At 45.6% G+C, this 17,034-nt stretch carries 14 protein-coding genes; 7 read left to right on the top strand and 7 right to left on the bottom strand.

The window, feature by feature from the left end; translation table 11 throughout:
- Nucleotides 1-46: 46 nt before the first annotated feature.
- From ABD744_RS16110 to napE, 3 genes are read right to left on the bottom strand one after another with little or no spacing between them, the layout of a single operon-like run.
- On the bottom strand, nucleotides 47-331 hold the full coding sequence (locus ABD744_RS16110) for a chaperone NapD (RefSeq protein WP_344799560.1): 285 nt from the start codon (nucleotides 329-331) through the stop codon (nucleotides 47-49).
- Nucleotides 318-893 carry a ferredoxin-type protein NapF gene (napF, locus tag ABD744_RS16105; protein ID WP_344799559.1) on the bottom strand — a complete coding sequence of 192 codons (576 nt, stop codon included), beginning with the start codon at nucleotides 891-893 and terminating at the stop codon, nucleotides 318-320. Before napF ends, ABD744_RS16110 begins: the two co-directional genes overlap by 14 nt.
- Nucleotide 894: 1 nt before the next feature.
- On the bottom strand, nucleotides 895-1,041 hold the full coding sequence (napE, locus tag ABD744_RS16100; RefSeq protein ID WP_344799558.1) for a periplasmic nitrate reductase, NapE protein: 147 nt from the start codon (nucleotides 1,039-1,041) through the stop codon (nucleotides 895-897).
- A 113-nt stretch (nucleotides 1,042-1,154) separates the two neighbouring features.
- On the opposite strand from napE, the gene ABD744_RS16095 reads away from it, so the two are divergent.
- Nucleotides 1,155-1,676 (top strand): protease complex subunit PrcB family protein, encoded by a 522-nt coding sequence (locus ABD744_RS16095; protein ID WP_344799557.1) that lies wholly within the window; start codon nucleotides 1,155-1,157, stop codon nucleotides 1,674-1,676.
- Nucleotides 1,677-2,073: 397 nt separating this feature from the next.
- Entirely contained in the window at nucleotides 2,074-2,853 is a 780-nt protein-coding gene (locus tag ABD744_RS16090; RefSeq protein WP_344799556.1) for an alpha/beta hydrolase family protein, read from the top strand.
- A gap of 260 nt (nucleotides 2,854-3,113) precedes the next feature.
- Here ABD744_RS16090 and ABD744_RS16085 read toward each other — a convergent pair whose 3' ends face one another.
- Both ABD744_RS16085 and ABD744_RS16080 read right to left on the bottom strand, forming a co-directional pair.
- Nucleotides 3,114-3,626: a DinB family protein gene (locus ABD744_RS16085; protein ID WP_344799555.1), complete on the bottom strand. Its 513-nt coding sequence runs from the start codon at nucleotides 3,624-3,626 to the stop codon at nucleotides 3,114-3,116.
- Nucleotides 3,627-3,685: 59 nt separating this feature from the next.
- Nucleotides 3,686-4,906, bottom strand: coding sequence for a DUF445 domain-containing protein (locus ABD744_RS16080; protein ID WP_344799554.1), 1,221 nt, complete (start codon nucleotides 4,904-4,906; stop codon nucleotides 3,686-3,688).
- Nucleotides 4,907-5,015: 109 nt separating this feature from the next.
- Between ABD744_RS16080 and ABD744_RS16075 the strand changes: the two genes are divergently transcribed.
- Together ABD744_RS16075 and ABD744_RS16070 are read left to right on the top strand one after the other, a co-directional pair.
- Nucleotides 5,016-6,293, top strand: a complete 1,278-nt coding sequence (locus tag ABD744_RS16075; RefSeq protein ID WP_344799553.1) for an efflux RND transporter periplasmic adaptor subunit — start codon at nucleotides 5,016-5,018, stop codon at nucleotides 6,291-6,293.
- Nucleotides 6,283-9,480 (top strand): efflux RND transporter permease subunit, encoded by a 3,198-nt coding sequence (locus ABD744_RS16070; RefSeq protein WP_344799552.1) that lies wholly within the window; start codon nucleotides 6,283-6,285, stop codon nucleotides 9,478-9,480. The genes ABD744_RS16075 and ABD744_RS16070 overlap by 11 nt, the downstream gene beginning before the upstream one ends.
- On the opposite strand, the gene ABD744_RS16065 is transcribed toward ABD744_RS16070, so the two are convergent.
- Entirely contained in the window at nucleotides 9,464-9,757 is a 294-nt protein-coding gene (locus tag ABD744_RS16065; protein ID WP_344799551.1) for a hypothetical protein, read from the bottom strand. The two genes, ABD744_RS16070 and ABD744_RS16065, sit on opposite strands and share 17 nt — an antisense overlap.
- 158 nt (nucleotides 9,758-9,915) lie before the next feature.
- On the opposite strand from ABD744_RS16065, the gene ABD744_RS16060 reads away from it, so the two are divergent.
- From ABD744_RS16060 to cysN, 3 genes are all read left to right on the top strand, one after another.
- A complete protein-coding gene (locus ABD744_RS16060; protein ID WP_344799550.1) occupies nucleotides 9,916-12,789 on the top strand; it encodes an insulinase family protein in 2,874 nt (957 codons plus the stop codon).
- A 276-nt stretch (nucleotides 12,790-13,065) separates the two neighbouring features.
- Nucleotides 13,066-13,974 carry a sulfate adenylyltransferase subunit CysD gene (gene cysD / locus ABD744_RS16055; protein ID WP_344799549.1) on the top strand — a complete coding sequence of 303 codons (909 nt, stop codon included), beginning with the start codon at nucleotides 13,066-13,068 and terminating at the stop codon, nucleotides 13,972-13,974.
- Between the two features lie 27 nt (nucleotides 13,975-14,001).
- Nucleotides 14,002-15,678 carry a sulfate adenylyltransferase subunit CysN gene (gene cysN, locus ABD744_RS16050; protein ID WP_344799548.1) on the top strand — a complete coding sequence of 559 codons (1,677 nt, stop codon included), beginning with the start codon at nucleotides 14,002-14,004 and terminating at the stop codon, nucleotides 15,676-15,678.
- 49 nt (nucleotides 15,679-15,727) lie between these two features.
- On the opposite strand, the gene ABD744_RS16045 is transcribed toward cysN, so the two are convergent.
- On the bottom strand, nucleotides 15,728-16,786 hold the full coding sequence (locus ABD744_RS16045) for a BMP family ABC transporter substrate-binding protein (protein ID WP_344799547.1): 1,059 nt from the start codon (nucleotides 16,784-16,786) through the stop codon (nucleotides 15,728-15,730).
- Between the last annotated feature and the right edge of the window lie 248 nt (nucleotides 16,787-17,034).

The raw sequence follows: 17,034 nt of genomic DNA, 5'->3' as shown, positions 1-17,034 counted from the left end.
ACCCCAAGCTTATGCTGAGTTATCATTTTTAAATTACAAAAAATCTTTATTCGTTCTCATCGTCAATCTGGTGATACACCAGAGAAACATTGACAACACCATCGACATCTTTAATTTGGTCTATCACGGAGACCATGCCACGTTCTGTTTCACTCTCAACCACGACAACCAACTTACCTTTGTCTTGATCCGTTGCGCTTATTTCTGCGCCTTCAAGTTCCCCGATTTGCTTATTCACACGGCACATAAGCTCGGGTTTAAATTGCACGATGGCACTGGAAATATGGTATTCCCCATCCAAAGCGCTGATGTATTGCTCAGGCGATCGCATAACTCGCGTTCTCTCCTTTAGAAGTGGTAGGCTGACCGGGCATGGATATCATATGAATTGCTGCAGTTGGGCAAGTTGAAACACATGCGCCGCACCCATTACATACGTCATTATTAATCACAGGTTCAGGCATCGAAGCCTGGTTGTATTTCATATTGATCGCTCTTACATCACACACATCTTTGCAGCTCTGGCATACAATGCCTTTTTGAACCATGCAAACCCCATCCAAAGAAACGGATTGATGTTGCGATGCATCTGTAATCTCTGCGATTAAATCCCAAGGCGATTCAGACTGATCGTTAAAGATAGGTTCTGGGCAAACAGTCACACAATCCCCACAGAATGTGCATTCACCCTGATTAAAATTGACAGTAGGAAAGCCACCATCCCCCTTCACAATGACTTGCTCTGGGCATGCTTCAGCGCACTTATTGCAACGTGTGCACTGATCCAGAAAAACATCATCACTCAATGCCCAGGGCATATGAATCACTTGTGTTTCTGCTGCCTTTTTCGAAGCAAAGCGACCTCGAAATAAGGCACGACGGGCTTTATCCATGTTAAGCTCCCGGAGGCCCCATCAGGATCTGGCTGATCCAAACCATGAAGCCATAACCGCCAACAATCGCCACAGATAGAATTGGGAAAAGAACCACAGTCATGAACAAAAACATGTTCCGTTCATCTTTTTTTTCGATATCGTCCATACTCATCATCTCGCTTACTAATATTTAATTTTTTAGCGTAGACTAACTATGAAGGTATTGTATTACCCTTAGGACGATCGACTTGTTGATCAAGATCAATAGAAGGATAGGAAATGACTTTATTTAAAGGACGTAATTCAATTGTCACATCACTCACGCTTTCTATGACTGCGTTTGCTGCCGGGTGCACTTCCCTCTCCAGCGCCGCCGAGTTAACCTGGTCGGTCAGCCATGCGTCAGCCCAATGTTCTATTTCTGAACCAGGCGTCCAACTTTTTGACTATAAACAGGGCCAGCAATACCTCAATCAACTTCAAAAAAAGCAACAACAGCGCGTGATTGGTAAACCTAAAATGAAACACCATGTCGCTCAAGAACAAGCCGTGTTAGCAATCAATATGGGGCAACGATCCAGCGGGGGTTATGGCGTTATCGTTCAAAAAGCCGCTCTCAGCGAAAATACATTAAATGTGCATGTTAAATGGGTTACTCCCGGCCCGGACAGTTTCACTTCATCCGCGTTGACCAGCCCCTGTACTGTTGTAACGATTGACCACCCTATTTCAAAAGAAGAATCAGACAGCATTCGGATTAAGGTTTACGATCAAAACAACAATTTAGTCTTACAATCCTAACCAGAGCACATGAAAGGCTGGACGCTAAAAAAAACAGGTATTCACCTCAGCCTCTTGCCTTGGGTGATACCTTTTATAAGCTGAACTTCCCTTACTTTTTAAAGCACCATAAAAAGGCAATTTTTACCAAAAAGTGCACTTCCGCACCAATTTCAAACAATCGTTGAATTGAATAATTAATTTCCCCTGACGGGCAGGGCCTACCAATTGTATTCATGACCTGAATCAAATAAAATTTGGCTAAGTGGCACGCTATTCGCTTACGCCTATTTATTATATGTTCTGTCTCCTATGCATTGATAAATAGAGTTCATTACGTATTTCTCGATAGCAACGCATCTCCGAGCATTCACCATATACTTGAGAATTGCACTAGAGGACCTCAAAAGGGTTAATTATGACAAAGGTTATAAGACAAAAAGTTACCTTCACTAATTCTGACAATCTTCGCCTTGATGGCATGCTTGAAAGTCCCGAAGACCCTAAAGCCTACGCATTGTTTGCGCATTGCTTCACGTGTTCAAAAACCAGTGTTGCAGCCAGCCGAATTGGTCGCGAACTGGCACAACGAGGTGTTGCCGTACTGCGATTTGATTTTACCGGCCTGGGAAGCAGCGAAGGCGACTTTGCCAACACCAACTTTTCTTCCAACATTGAAGACTTAGTGGCTGCTGCCAGGTTCCTTGAAGAAGAATACGAAGCGCCTACCTTATTGATTGGTCACAGCTTGGGCGGAGCTGCCGTGCTTGCATGTGCAGACCAAGTGCCTTCCGCCAAAGCGGTGGTTACCGTTGGCGCACCGAGTGACCCGGCTCACGTTGCTCACCTTTTTGAAGCACACCGCGAAGAAATTGAAGACTGCGGATGCGCATTGGTGAAATTGAGTGGTCGTGAATTCACCATCAAACAACACTTCCTGGAAGACATTCAGGAACAAAAGCTGGATGAAAAGATTCGCAAGCTGAAAAAAGCACTGCTGATCATGCACTCGCCAATTGATGACACCGTTGAAATTGAAGAAGCGGCCCACATCTATCAGGCGGCCATGCATCCAAAGAGTTTTGTGTCTCTTGACCAGACAGACCACCTGATCACTCGTAAAGAAGATGCGGAGTATGTGGCAGAAACTATTGGCGCATGGGTAACCCGTTACATCAAACAACCGCTTGCGGCTTAACAGTGACCAATTGAGGCGCTGAGTTTAAGCCTTTTTGTATTGTAATGCGGCCCTATTAAATGGAGCAGCATTACAATACAAACCGAGTGTAGTGCGTTACTCCACCAACTGCGTCCCCTCTTTCCCTCACTTCATCATTTGACGAAAGCGGCTTTAATGCTGACCCTATTATTGATAAATGATGAATGGCGATATTGAGCCCATCTATGCTATGAGCCGGAAGCCGTTAGGGGCTTATCTCTAATCAGAAGAACAGTTTGTTAAGTATTATTTTCTCGGCGAAAAGGTTCACTAACATGTAAAAACCGAGTCAATATATCACGAGGCGGATTCACAGACGCCGCCCGAATGATTTGACCGACCTGACCCCGATGATAACCGCCATGAGTAATAACATGAAGCAGCATTTCTTCACGATTCATTATGCCGGTTTCGCCGTCAGTAAACTCAAATTGCAAAGACTCGTGAAGTGCTTCATTAGATAGATTGGATGCATACCAACAATACCAAGCATCCAATTCTTGCACCTTTGAAAAAAGCGTTTGTATGCTTGGCGTTTCTTCAGTGTTGGTGGCCACGTAGTTATGTGATGTTTTTTGAAGGTGGCTCTTAAATATATCATCAACGACAAACGCGTGATTTAGAACACGAGCGGCTGAGTGAATTACTTCATGATATTCGTTCTGGTCAATAGTGAGTACCAAATTGAAAAGCTCTTCATTTGCCCAAGCTTTATACTTGAAGAGAGATTGAGTTCCATTTGACGATAGCAATTTCGTTTCCTTAAATTAATAAACGCTCTTCAATAAATTATCTGCTTAACCGTTTTATATCAACTAAACACAGAGAACTGGACTGCACTGATCATAAACCCAATGACCGCACCAATCAGAATAAGCGTAGTCTCATCTTGCTCCACCACAATGCGAAGCACACGTTCGAACTTTTCTTTAGGCAGTTGTAGCAGATTTTCAGTAATCAACTCAGACACCCGGTATCGAGGAGCAAGCAATCTTTCAAACTCTACCGACAACTCTTCTTGAACATGCAGCTTTTTCTGATAAAAAAGGTCTACCGCTTTGTTGGCTATCCACTCTGAACTGACGTCGTCAGGCAAGTGACTGCGATAATTTTCAACGATGCGAGTCAGCCAACGTTTAGATGTGTCTTCAAGTTCTCCGATGAAATCCTGTTGTTGAAGGGTTGCCATAATTTCCTCCACTAGCGCAGATACCGGTAAAACATGAGTTGCACCAATCTCACCAAACTGAACAGCAATTTCACTTTGCCGCTTAGGAAACAACCCTTGATACTTGAATCCCAAAATATTCACAGGATGTCTGGGTTTAAAAATCATTTCAATGGCTAGCCAGTTTGTGAATGCACCAATCAAGATGCCAAAAATAAAAATCAGCCAATTGAGTTCAAACATACTAAAGAGCAAGGCTTCGGCAGCGCCAATCAAAAAGCCAAAATACAGACCAAACACTTCAATGCGTTTCAGCTCCGGCCTCGCAATGTCACCGTAGAGCTTTGCTAATAAGTGGGAATCATTGGATAACCTACGTGTGACCACCGCCCTCATGTCGAATCGTTCGATGAACTTTTGTCGGGTCATTTTAATGATTTCAATAAACAATGAACGGCTATCAAATCGAATTTGCATCGACACCATTTGTCGCTGCATCGGCGACATTTTCTCCCATTGTTCACCTAATAAATCCGGCAACAGCTGACCACTTTCTATTTCATTCCATAACTCTGGGAAACGATCAATAAATTCATTGGCGATTTTAGGGTCGACTTCCGGTATCAAAGTATCCGACTGTAAAATTTGTTCCGAAACCTGCTTTCCAACCACTCGAGCAAAGCCGTCGGCTTTACGATGAATAATTCCTTGCCAACCTAAGTGAAGCCGACCTAGTCTTATGCCAAGGTATTTTTTTGGATAAAAAATCATTTTGATGGCTAACCAGTTGGTAAACCAGCCGATAAAACCTGCGACAACCGGGATGACAAGCAGCCATTCAAGTGGAATATCTTGAGAGAGCAAGGGCGTTTCCTTTACTTATTTTTGTATTTTATTGGGCAGCATTAAAACGGGCGCGTTAAAAGGTACGATTTAACAAGACCGGTTGTCAAAAAGATTAAGGGCCAAGACCGTGATCTTATTGCCTGAAAAAGTTCACCGACATCAATCAAAGCTCATTTTAGTAGCCATTACCTTGGTAACCGCTGCAGCGATTATTACGCTTAACTTATCCCGGACAAAAGTTAAAACGTCACCACCTGTGGATAAGTATTGGGATGTCGAAGGCTTTATCATTAATCAAGGTTCATATTCCCCAACCATTCGTTTGTTTGGATCAATCCATTCTTCAGCCACGACCACCCTCACTTCCCGGGTTTCTGGTGTTGTGCAGGCAACCCCCAAACAGGACGGTCATTTGGTTCAAAATAAAGAAACCCTTGTCACCATCGATCCCTCCGAGGTCGATCGAATCCTCCAACAACGTTTGTCTGATCTGGAAGAAGCCAAAGCCAACTTAGCCGTCGAGATCATCCGGCACGAATTCAATCAACGTAATTTAGTCCATGAGAAAGCCCAGTTAAAACTGGCCGATAATTCCGTTGCGAGACTCAAAACCTTAAAACAGAAAAACCTGTCAGCCGAATCAGATTTGGAAGCAGCACTGATCAATCAAACCCAACAGGCTTTAAAGGTCAGTAATAGCCAACTCAACATTGCCAATCATAAAAATCAGGTGGCCATTCTCAAAGCCAGGGTCAACCGGGCCGAAGCCGCTTTTAATCAAACTGAAGACGATGCTGCCAGCACCCTTGTCCAGTCCCCTTTTAATGGTCGTATCAGCCAAGTACATGTTGCGGTAGGAGACCGGGTTAACAAAGGCTCTCCTCTCATTACCCTTTACTCAACCGAGCACCTAGAATTAAGAGTGCATGCTCCGGAGCTGACAGCCAATCGAATCCGGGAGCAAATCACCACCTACCATCAAACGCCCCAAGCTATCTTCGCTCATACTGTCATTCATGGAATCCAATATCGCTTACCATTCGAACGGTTAGCCGGCAAAGTATTGCAAGGGTCCGGCGGTATCGACGCTGTTTTTTCATTTCAGCAACCACTAAAACAACTTCCTTTAGGAAAAACCCTTGCTGTAGATATAGTACTCCCAGGCATTCCCAATACTTTGGTTGTCCCGGCGTCTTCCATTTATCAACAAAAGTACGTCTACCTGATTACTGATCAAAAATTGCAGTCTGTCGCTATTAAACGGCTGGGCGTTTGGGCAAACCCCAGCCAACCAACACTCAGCTTCTGGGTCGTTGAAGGCAAGCTCTCTTCCGGGGATACCATTCTCAGCTCTTTACTGCCCAATGCGATTGATGGCTTAAAGGTTCGGGTGCATGAGCAATAACCTACCCGAGCCTTCTGCAGAACAGCCTCATCAAGGCGTCAAAGCCTTCATCCACTTGCTGGCTACGCATAAAGTTGCAGCCAATTTACTGATGTCTCTCTTCCTTTTGCTTGGGCTTTGGTCTTTAAGTCGAATAACAACCCAAATGTTCCCTTCTTTTGAGATAGACGTAGTCACCATTGCCGTTAGTTGGCGCGGGGCGTCGGCGGAAGATGTTCAAGCGTCAATTACCGTACCCATTGAACGCGAGCTTAAGAACATCCCAAACATCAAAGAGGTGTATTCTAAATCCGGTATTGGCTCATCCGTCATTCGGGTTGAAGTACTCGAAGACGCAGATTTAACCAAAGTGTTAGATGACGTAAAACAACGAGTAGGTAACATCCGTAACTTGCCAAAAGACGCCGAACGACCAGAAATCAACCGCATCGTTCGTTACGACCTGGTCTCCAAACTCATGATTCACAGCCCGGCGCCCTTTGAAACAATGCGCCCCCTAGTGAAGCAATTCGAACGGGAACTCCTTGCCTTGGGCATACAGCGGATCAATATCGTCGGTTTGCCTGAGCAGGAAATTCGAATTGAAGTGCCCTCCTACCGACTGCAGCAAACAGGCTTGAGTGTTGCTCAGATCGCTCAGCAAATCCAACAACAAAGTGTCGACTTGCCCGTAGGATTAATCGGCCATAACGACGGCTCAAAATTAGTTCGCAGCATGAACCTTCAGCGAGACGAAATCGGTTTTGAACAGATTACTATCACGACCGCCAGCCAGGAAACCAGCTACTTGGGTGACATTGCTCACGTCATTAAAAGCAATGCCGAGGGCGCGCCTTACCTCACCTCCGAAGGACAAGCCGTCATCAGCATGGAACTGTACCGTTCAGAAAATGAAGATGCACTGCACGTTGCTGAAACCGTTCACCATTGGTTGAAGCAGACAACCGCAACCTTGCCGGAAGGCATAACCATCACCCCCTACCAGGAGTTTTGGCGCTACCTGCAGGACAGGATTGACTTACTCATCAAAAACGGCTTGGGGGGATTGGTTTTGGTCGTTGCGATTCTCTTTCTTTTTCTCAATAGCCGGGTGGCCATTTGGGTTGCTGTGGGTATTCCGGTTTCATTCATGGGTGCCATCGCCATCCTTTACAGTTCAGGCGGCTCTATCAACTTAATCAGCTTATTTGCGTTCATCATGGCCTTGGGCATCATAGTGGACGACGCCATTGTGGTCGGAGAAGATACTTTAAGTCATTTCGAGCAAGGCGAGTCCGCTGAAAAAGCAGCTATTGGCGGAGCGAACCGGATGCTAGCGCCTGTAGTCAGCTCCTCTTTAACCACCATTTGTGCCTTTATCCCGTTATTAATCATTGGTGGGGTAATTGGCAATATTCTGAAAGACATTCCCATCGTGGTCATATGCGTCATCTTAGCCTCGCTGCTGGAATGTTTTATCATACTTCCTGGCCATTTGCGTCACAGTATGAAACGAGAACAGCATTCAATACCGGGTTGGCGAAAGTCTTTCGATGAAGGCTTTGATCACTTTCGCGACCACAAATTCAGGCAAACAGTGCATTGGGCCATCAGCCACAGAGGCATCACAGTCGCCGCGATCCTGGCGACATTTATTCTGGCCATCACTTGTTTAATGACCGGATATTTAAAGTTTTTGTTTTTCCCCAAAATTGACGGCAACAACGTGTTCATCAATATCCAGTTTCATCCAAACACCAGTTCACTGGATAAAAGTCGTTACCTCCAATCCTTAGAAGCTGCGATTAAACCGACACTGAACGATTTAGGGCATGGGCCAGACAGCATTCAAACCTTAATCAGCACTCACAACATGGAGGCCAATCTAAGTGGCAGCCCAGGTCGGCAAAGCACCCAACGAGGTGAAGATTTTTCCTCGATCATGATTGAGTTCGTCAGCGAAGAAAACCGGGATTTCAGCCTGGATCAGTTTTTAACAACCTTCAAAAAACGGGTGCCGGACTCGGGGAGGATTACAGAATTGATCATAGAAAAACAACAGTCTGGCCCTCAGGGCAAACCTTTCTCCTTAAAACTGGTCGGTCAGAACATTCAAAACATCAAGGCGGCATCAACGGAACTTCAGAATATTCTCAGAAGCTATGACGGGTTATACAACATATCAGACGACCTCCCCTTCGGCAGAGAACAATGGGTATTCTCTCTGACGCCATTGGCTCATTCACTCGGACTCACCACCACGGATATTGGACGTCAGTTGCGAGACGCGACCGACGGTTATCTGGTACAGATTTTAAATGACCTGGATGACGAGATCGAAGTCAGAGTACAACTGCCGGAAACAGAGCGCCGAATTCAGGCAACCATAGAGCAGTTTCCAATTCTGTTAGCCAACGGCAGTACCGCACCGTTACAAAACCTCGCCACTTTTCACAGCCGATCAGGAATGGACATACTGAGAAGCGTAGGCGGTGAACTGGCCATTCAAGTTTCAGCCAACCTCGACCGGCACCGCACCAACGCCAACGAAGTGATGGCCGATCTTAATAAGAGACACCTGCCTCGCATACAGGATAAATACAATATAAACGTAGGCCTGGAAGGGCTGTCTAAGGAGCAACAACAAACAGGTCAGGACATGATTTTCGGTGCAGCCATTGCCTTAATCCTGATTTTTATTGTGCTCGCCTGGGTGTTTGAGTCTTACAGTTGGCCCGTTGCTATTATGGCCGCAATTCCTTTTGGCATCACGGGCGCTATTTTCGGCCATTTGACGCTGGGCATTGAGCTCACCATTTTATCGACGTTCGGCTTATTTGCCTTATCGGGCATTGTCATCAATGACTCTATTGTACTGATTACCTTCTATAAGCACCTGAAACGCACCGGTTTAAACGTTCAGGACGCAATCGTTCATGCCACCTGTTTACGACTCAGGGCGGTGTTACTTACCAGCCTGACAACCATAGCAGGACTCACACCGATCCTCTTTGAAACCTCGTTACAGGCACAATTTTTAATCCCTATGGCCACCTCTATCGTATTCGGGTTAGGCTTTGGCACCGTGATTATTTTACTTCTGGTGCCTTGTTTATTGTCTTACATAGAATCATTCAACCATCGTCATCACAGGCAACCAGCGGATCAGGCTACTCACAATCAGGACACCATCAACACCACGCAATGACGTCCGAAAATACATAGCCGATACCACCGCTCACCAAGGCAGTCACCAAAATAATAAGAGCAAATTTCAACAGCGGTCCCCAGTCTCCCGAAGTCAACGTTTGACTCTGTTGTTCAGCCAGTATTTCATCCCGCTCCAGCTGACGGCCAACAGTTAATAACAACTGCACCTCAGGCGATGCCCGTTCAATCACATACTCAGCAGCCTCTTTCCAACGAGGGTGCTTTTTACCGGCTCGCAATACACTGATCGCTGCATTGGTCGAAAAGAAACTCATACGAAAAGTAAATTCCTTATAGATGTGAAACTGTCCTTCAGTTTCAATGTCCAACTGTTTTCAATCTTAAAATCATTAACGGATGCATTCTAAGCAATCTAACGTTAGGATAGTCCGTCACACCTTGCATGTATCAAGAAACACACAGGGATACGTTGATGAATTCAAAGTTCAGTTTAATCAGTATTGGTATTCTAGCTATTATGGCAGTTGCATATTTCTCACTTAAAAACTCTCAGTTTGATCCAAACATAGTTGTCACCCCCGACACCGACAACAAAACTTACCAATATCTGGAGCTGAGCAATAAGTTAAGGGTGTTACTGATTTCTGACCCTGAAGCCGATAAAGCCTCCGCCGCGCTGGACGTGCACGTTGGCAGTTTACGAGACCCAGAAGGCCGTGAAGGTTTAGCCCACTTCCTGGAGCACATGCTGTTCTTAGGCACGGAAGACTTCCCAGAAGCCGGTGAATACCAGCAGTTCATCACAAAACACGGCGGCAGTCACAACGCTTTCACCGCCAGTGAACACACCAATTATTTTTTCGAAATTGATAAAGATCACTTAGCTCCGGCTCTGGATCGGTTCAGCGCGTTTTTCAAAACTCCGCTGTTTACTGAACAATACGTGGACCGGGAAAAAAATGCGGTTCACTCCGAATACCAGGCCAAGCTGAAAGACGACGTGCGTCGTAATTACGAAGTCATTCGCAGCGTATTTAATCCCCAGCACCCGGCGTCTCACTTCTCAGTCGGTGCACTTGAAACGCTTTCAGATCGCCCTGAAAGCACCATTCAGGAAGATTTAAGAGCTTTTTATGACAAGTACTACTCAGCCAACCTGATGACCTTGGTGGTCTCCGGTAAAGAAGACACTGAAACTCTGAAGAAGTGGGTAGAGGAGAAGTTTTCGGCCATTCCGAACAAAACAGTAAAACTGGACGCCATCAAAGTGCCTCTGTTCACCGAAGGTACGCTGCCCGCCGAAGTGTTCATCAACCCAATCAAAAACACCAGAACACTTTCGCTGGTTTTCCCAATCAAACCCTTAGCGCCTTATTACCGAGAAAAGCCAACGCAATACATTTCCAACCTGATCGGTCATGAAGGTGAAGGCAGTTTATTATCCACCTTAAAAGAACAAGGCCTTGCCGATGGGCTCAGTGCTGGTGCTGGTTTTAATACACTGGAATACGCCACCTTCCATATCTCAGTCAAACTCACTGAAAAGGGCTTAGCCCAATACAATGATGTCACCCAAGCAGTTTTCTCTTACATCAACCTGTTAACTGCAAAAGGGCCGGATCAAAATATTTACGACGAACAGTCAAAACTGAACAACATCGCTTTCCGGTTCCAGGAACAACGCTCAGCCAGCCAAACCACCTCACATCTGGCAGGCAATTTACAAAAATACTTACCTCGCGAAGTGATTCGTGGGCCTTACTTAATGGCTCGTTACGATGCCAAAATTATTGAAGAATACCTCGCTTATCTCACCCCAAGTAATGTGCTGATCACCGTTGCAGCTCAAGACTTACCCACCAATCAAACGACCAAGTGGTATCAAACGCCGTATTCGTTACAGCAAATAAGCGATGAAACACTGGCCGCCTGGAAGTCCGCTCCTTTACTTGAAGGCCTGAGCCTACCGGAAGAAAACAAGTTTGTGCCTGAGCACTTGTCTTTACTGGAAATGCCAAGCGACGCCACAGATAAGCCGACTCAGCTCATTGATGACGAAGGGTTTGAACTTTGGCATCGAACCAACACCGAGTTTCAAAGCCCTAAGGCGGACATCTACATTAATATCCGCAGTCCGAAAGCCAATAACAGCCCCATCGCCGGGGTTGAGGGCAACCTGTTCGCCAAATTGGTGAACGACAGCCTTAATGAGTACTCCTATCCCGCTTATCTGGCTGGGCTGGACTACACCTTTTATCGCAACTCCCGTGGCGTAACCATAAAAGTCTCCGGCTACAGCGAAAAATTAGAGACGCTGTTAAACACCGTACTGGACGCTGTTTTTAACGCCCCACTGGAACAAAAGCGCTTTGATATTTATAAAGAAGAGATGGTAAGAGCGTACCGTAACGAAGCAAAAGACAAGCCTTACAGCTTGGCTTATAAAAGTTTGATGAGCGTACTCATGAGTTCAACCTGGTCTCTCCCGGATCGTTTGAACGCAGCTGAGCAGGTTACCTTACCTGACTTGGTCAGCTATCGTCAGGAGCTTCTGAAAGAAATTGAAGTTGTTATGTTAACTCATGGTAACTTAACCAAGGATACCGCGAAGACGTTAGCGTCCAATGTTAAAGACTCATTATTCAAAAGCAGTACGCCCACGGTTGTACCAGCAAATAAAGTGGCCCAACTGTCCAAGGGAGAAGTGGCCGGTTTGGATCTTGAAACCAAACATAATGATTCCGTCCTGCTGACCTATTACCAGGGCAAAGAAATTTCGGACCTGGAACGAGCTTACGCCGGTTTGTTAAGCCAGGTGGTTTCAACGCCGTTCTACAACCAGATCAGAACAGAAAAACAACGCGGTTATATCGTGTTTGCCACACCTATTCCGTTGGCTCGTGTTCCGGGCTTCACTTTAATTACCCAGTCGCATGTGGTCAGCCCGAAAACGCTGGCAAATGATTACCAATCTTTCTTGCTGGAATTCAGAGACACATTAAGCAATATGTCAGCGGAAGACTTTGCACAACACAAAGCAGGTTTAATCAGCAAACTGAATGAAAAACCTCAGCGCTTAAGCCAGCTTTCCGACTTATATTGGCAACAGCTCGACCAGCAACAAACGGACTTCAACACCCGGGAACGATTGGTCAAAGCGATTGGTGCAATCACTCAACCTGAACTGGTGAGCTTCTATGACCGTTTCTTTTTTGGTGATGAAAGCCGTGAGCTGGTGATTCAATACCAAGGCCAAAGTATTGAGTCCGAAGAGCCGGAATTATTAAAAGTAAACAACCCGATCAAGGACGTTAACCAGTTCAAACTGAACCGCCCGACGTTTTAATTGACCGACGCTGTAAATGCACAGAGGCTACCGTTAAACCGTATTCAGATCACTAGCCTATAAATAGTCACATGCCCGTTGTAAAATACTTACTACCATGGGCATGTTGTTTCTGCACGAATGAACCGTTACTTTTCTCCGTAAAGAAACACATCGAATATTTATATGCCAATTCAGTCTAAAGCTAGCTGTTCTTATAATGCTTTATTTTTTGATATAGTTCTGTCCATATCAAAAAAATGCCCACAACTTACTTAGGACATTACGAGACAAACCATGTCTGACTATAATCTTACGCACTTGAAGGAGCTGGAAGCAGAGAGTATTCACATCATTCGTGAAGTCGCTGCTGAGTTCGAAAATCCAGTAATGCTTTACTCCATCGGTAAAGACTCTGCAGTAATGCTTCATCTTGCAATGAAAGCGTTCTACCCTGCTAAACCACCTTTTCCTCTGATGCATGTGGACACCACATGGAAATTCAAGGAAATGATCACCTTCCGTGATGAGATGGTCAAAAAGCTGGGTCTTGACCTGATCGTACACACAAACCAGGAAGGTGTTGAACAAGGCGTTGGCCCGTTCACTCACGGCAGTGCAAAACACACAGACATCATGAAAACCGCTGCTCTTAAACAAGCACTGGATAAGCATGGCTTTGATGCTGCATTTGGTGGTGCCCGCCGTGATGAAGAAAAGTCTCGTGCTAAAGAACGTGTCTACTCGTTCCGTGATAAGAACCACCGTTGGGACCCTAAGAGTCAGCGTCCTGAACTTTGGAACATCTACAACGGTAAAGTAGATCAAGGCGAAAGTATTCGTGTATTCCCTCTGTCTAACTGGACTGAATTGGACATTTGGCAGTACATTTATTTGGAAGAAATTCCAATTGTTCCTCTTTATCTCTCTGCAAAACGCCCTGTCGTAGAACGCGATGGCGTAATGATCATGGTAGACGATGAGCGTATGCCACTGGAGCCAGGTGAAGTGCCAGAAATGAAGAACGTTCGTTTCCGTACTTTGGGATGCTACCCACTGACCGGTGCTGTTGAGTCTGAAGCAGCGACGTTGCCTGACATCATTCAGGAAATGCTGCTAACGACCACTTCTGAACGCCAGGGACGTGTTATCGACCACGATAGCGCTGCGTCCATGGAGAAGAAGAAGCAAGAAGGTTATTTCTAAGGCATCTAACAGAGATAGGAAACAAACATGTCACACCAATCTGACTTGATCGCCGAAGACATTCTGGCGTATCTGAAAGAACACGAAAATAAAGAACTGCTGCGCTTCTTAACCTGCGGCAGCGTTGACGACGGTAAAAGTACACTGATCGGTCGTCTGCTTCACGACTCAAAAATGATCTATGAAGATCAACTGGCAACGATCAAATCCGACAGTGCCAAAATGGGCACAACGGGTGAGAAGCTCGATCTTGCATTACTGGTTGATGGCTTGGCCGCTGAGCGAGAACAAGGCATTACGATTGACGTAGCCTACCGTTATTTCTCAACCAACAAGCGTAAGTTCATCATCGCGGATACTCCGGGACACGAACAGTACACGCGTAACATGGCCACTGGTGCTTCCACTTGTGACCTGGCAATCATTCTTGTGGATGCCCGTGAAGGTGTTAAGACCCAAACCAAGCGACACAGTTACATTGCATCTTTGTTGGGCATTCGCCACGTTGTTGTTGCGATCAACAAGATGGATCTGATTGATTTCGATGAAGCTAAATACAACGAAATCAAAGAAGATTACCTGCAGTTCTCTGAACAGCTGAACATCACCGACATTCAGTTCGTTCCTATGTCGGCACTGGACGGTGACAACGTTGTTAACCGCAGCGAGCGTTCTGCCTGGTATCAGGGTCAGACTCTGATGGAAATGCTTGAAACGGTCGAAATTGCAGAAGATCAAAACCTTGACGATTTCCGTATGCCGGTTCAAATGGTATGCCGTCCGAATCTTGACTTCCGTGGTTTCCAAGGCACGATTGCATCCGGCATCATTAATGTTGGCGATGAGATTAGCGTTTTACCTTCTGGCAAAAGCAGCAAAATCAAAGAAATCGTGACTTACGATGGCAACTTAGAGCAAGCTTTCGCTCCAATGGCCGTGACGCTGACCTTTGAAGATGAAATCGACTGCAGCCGTGGCGACGTTATTGTTAAATCTGACAACCAGCCAGCCAGTGCAGAAAAGATTGATGCACACCTTGTTTGGATGTCTGAAGAAGCCATGACACCGGGCAAAGAGTACATCATCAAGCACAACACCAATAATACTACCGGCCGTATTTCAACACTACGCCACCGGGTTGACGTCAATACACTGGAGCACAAGCATGCTGCACAGTTGGCGTTGAACGAGATTGGTCTGTGTGAAATCACATTGAGCAAACCAATCAGCTTTGATGACTACCAGAAAAACCAAGGCACTGGCGCATTCATCATCATCGACCGCATGTCCAACATCACTGTTGGTGCCGGCATGATTCATGTTTCTGAAAACACAGAAAGCATCAATCTTGATGAGCTTAGCCCGGTCACTCTGGAAGAACGCGAAGCTCGATTCGGTCAAACCGGCTCCATCGTTTTGCTTTCTGAAGAGCAAGCACAACTGGCAAGCGCACTGGAGCGCCTTCTGTTTAATCAGGGTCGTGCCGTTGCAGTGGTTAATGAAGACACAGCAGGTTCAGACGCAGCGCATAATGCTGCAATTGCTTCTGAATTTGCTAAAGCTGGTCTCATTGCCATCTGTGCGCTTGAAGAAGGGTTCAGTGATGAGCTGATTTCATCTGCATTTGAAGGACAAAAAGTTCTAAGTGCAACCGATGAAGGTTCAGACGAAGAAAGCTTAAAGAAACTCCTAAACGAGTTCTAAGTTTTTGACCGATATAAAAAAACCTGCTTCGGCAGGTTTTTTTATGCAATCAAATAGAGCCGACCACGCCCTCGACAAACCAATTCATTCTGGCTAAATCAGAATCATCTAATACCTTATCTTTACGCACTTTCCTTCGTCCTTGATGGTTCTTAATCGGCCCGGTAAAAATTCGCAATTGGCCTTCCACGATCTCATTTTTTATTTGATCAACCTGACGCATCACAGCTTTAGGAATCGCCGAGCTTACAGAAGACAGTTCAGACGTTCCTTCTTTCAGACCGGGCCAAAAATCCTGCGCAGTCCAGGCGCCATTTTCAAGAGCAGCAATTCGTTGCTCATAAATTCTTCCCCAATGATGGGTGACCGAGAGTAAGTGAGTTTTTGGCCCATACTTTGACATGTCGGTATGAAAACCAATGGCATACACCCCTCTTGATTCAGCCACTTTTACAGGCTCTGATGTATCAGTATGGTGAGTAATTAAATCAGCCCCATCATCGATCAATTTATTGGTTATATCCGCCTCCACCTGAGGGGCATACCATTTCTTAGTCCACTCTACTGCGACTTCAGCGGCAGGGTTGACCGAGCGAACACCTAAAGTGAATGCATTAATGCCTCGAATTACTTCAGGAATGGGATGCGCTGCAACGTAACCAATTCGGTTGGATTTAGTCATTCTGCCTGCAACAACACCGGATAAATACCTCGCCTGATACGCTCGCGTTGAATACGCAGACAAATTATCACCCCAACGAAGGCCGGTTGCGTGCTCAATCTTCACTTCAGGGTAGTTCTTAGCCACTTTCTCGCTGGAAATCATATAACCCCAGGATGTGGTAAAAATTATGTCATTACCATCCTTCGCCAATTGCTCAATCACTTCTCTTGAGTCTTTGCCTTCAGGAACCGAATCAACAAAACTGGTTTCAACCCTGTCGCCATATACCTCTTCAAGGTACTGCCTTCCCTGGTCATGGGATCGGGTCCAACCTACGTCGCCCACCGGGCTGACATACACAAAAGCAACCTTAATTGGCTTTGCCCATGTAGCACCGGATAAACAACTCAATAAAACAGACATAATCAGAATACTAAAACGCATTGAACTCCCCCCATTCAAAAGGAGTGCATCTTACAGCAATTTTCTGATCAATTAGTCAGATTTAATGCTTTATTCTGAAATATGAGACTTGATCGTTATTCCTGCAACAACAATATCTCACCCCCCAAAACTTTACCCTCTGGATAAAATGCCCGCAGTAGGAAACAAACGTAAGCTTTATCCTCGGTCGGCAAAACCTTTTTAGAAAAAGCCCCAAAACGAAAAAAGGCACTCCAGAGGAATGCCTT

Origin of the sequence: Litoribacillus peritrichatus (assembly GCF_039537985.1) — a bacterium.
Taxonomy (GTDB): Bacteria; Pseudomonadota; Gammaproteobacteria; order Pseudomonadales; family Litoribrevibacteraceae; genus Litoribacillus; species Litoribacillus peritrichatus.
Note: the sequence above shows the minus strand (reverse complement) of the source record. Positions and strands in the feature narration are given on the sequence as shown.

Coding starts and splice junctions, on each gene's coding strand:
- ABD744_RS16110 (WP_344799560.1), bottom strand. CDS start 331: ATGCGATCGCCTGAGCAATACATCAGCGCTTTGGATGGGGAATACCAT.
- napF (WP_344799559.1), bottom strand. CDS start 893: ATGGATAAAGCCCGTCGTGCCTTATTTCGAGGTCGCTTTGCTTCGAAA.
- napE (WP_344799558.1), bottom strand. CDS start 1,041: ATGGACGATATCGAAAAAAAAGATGAACGGAACATGTTTTTGTTCATG.
- ABD744_RS16095 (WP_344799557.1), top strand. CDS start 1,155: ATGACTTTATTTAAAGGACGTAATTCAATTGTCACATCACTCACGCTT.
- ABD744_RS16090 (WP_344799556.1), top strand. CDS start 2,074: ATGACAAAGGTTATAAGACAAAAAGTTACCTTCACTAATTCTGACAAT.
- ABD744_RS16070 (WP_344799552.1), top strand. CDS start 6,283: ATGAGCAATAACCTACCCGAGCCTTCTGCAGAACAGCCTCATCAAGGC.
- ABD744_RS16065 (WP_344799551.1), bottom strand. CDS start 9,757: ATGAGTTTCTTTTCGACCAATGCAGCGATCAGTGTATTGCGAGCCGGT.
- ABD744_RS16060 (WP_344799550.1), top strand. CDS start 9,916: ATGAATTCAAAGTTCAGTTTAATCAGTATTGGTATTCTAGCTATTATG.
- cysD (WP_344799549.1), top strand. CDS start 13,066: ATGTCTGACTATAATCTTACGCACTTGAAGGAGCTGGAAGCAGAGAGT.
- cysN (WP_344799548.1), top strand. CDS start 14,002: ATGTCACACCAATCTGACTTGATCGCCGAAGACATTCTGGCGTATCTG.
- ABD744_RS16045 (WP_344799547.1), bottom strand. CDS start 16,786: ATGCGTTTTAGTATTCTGATTATGTCTGTTTTATTGAGTTGTTTATCC.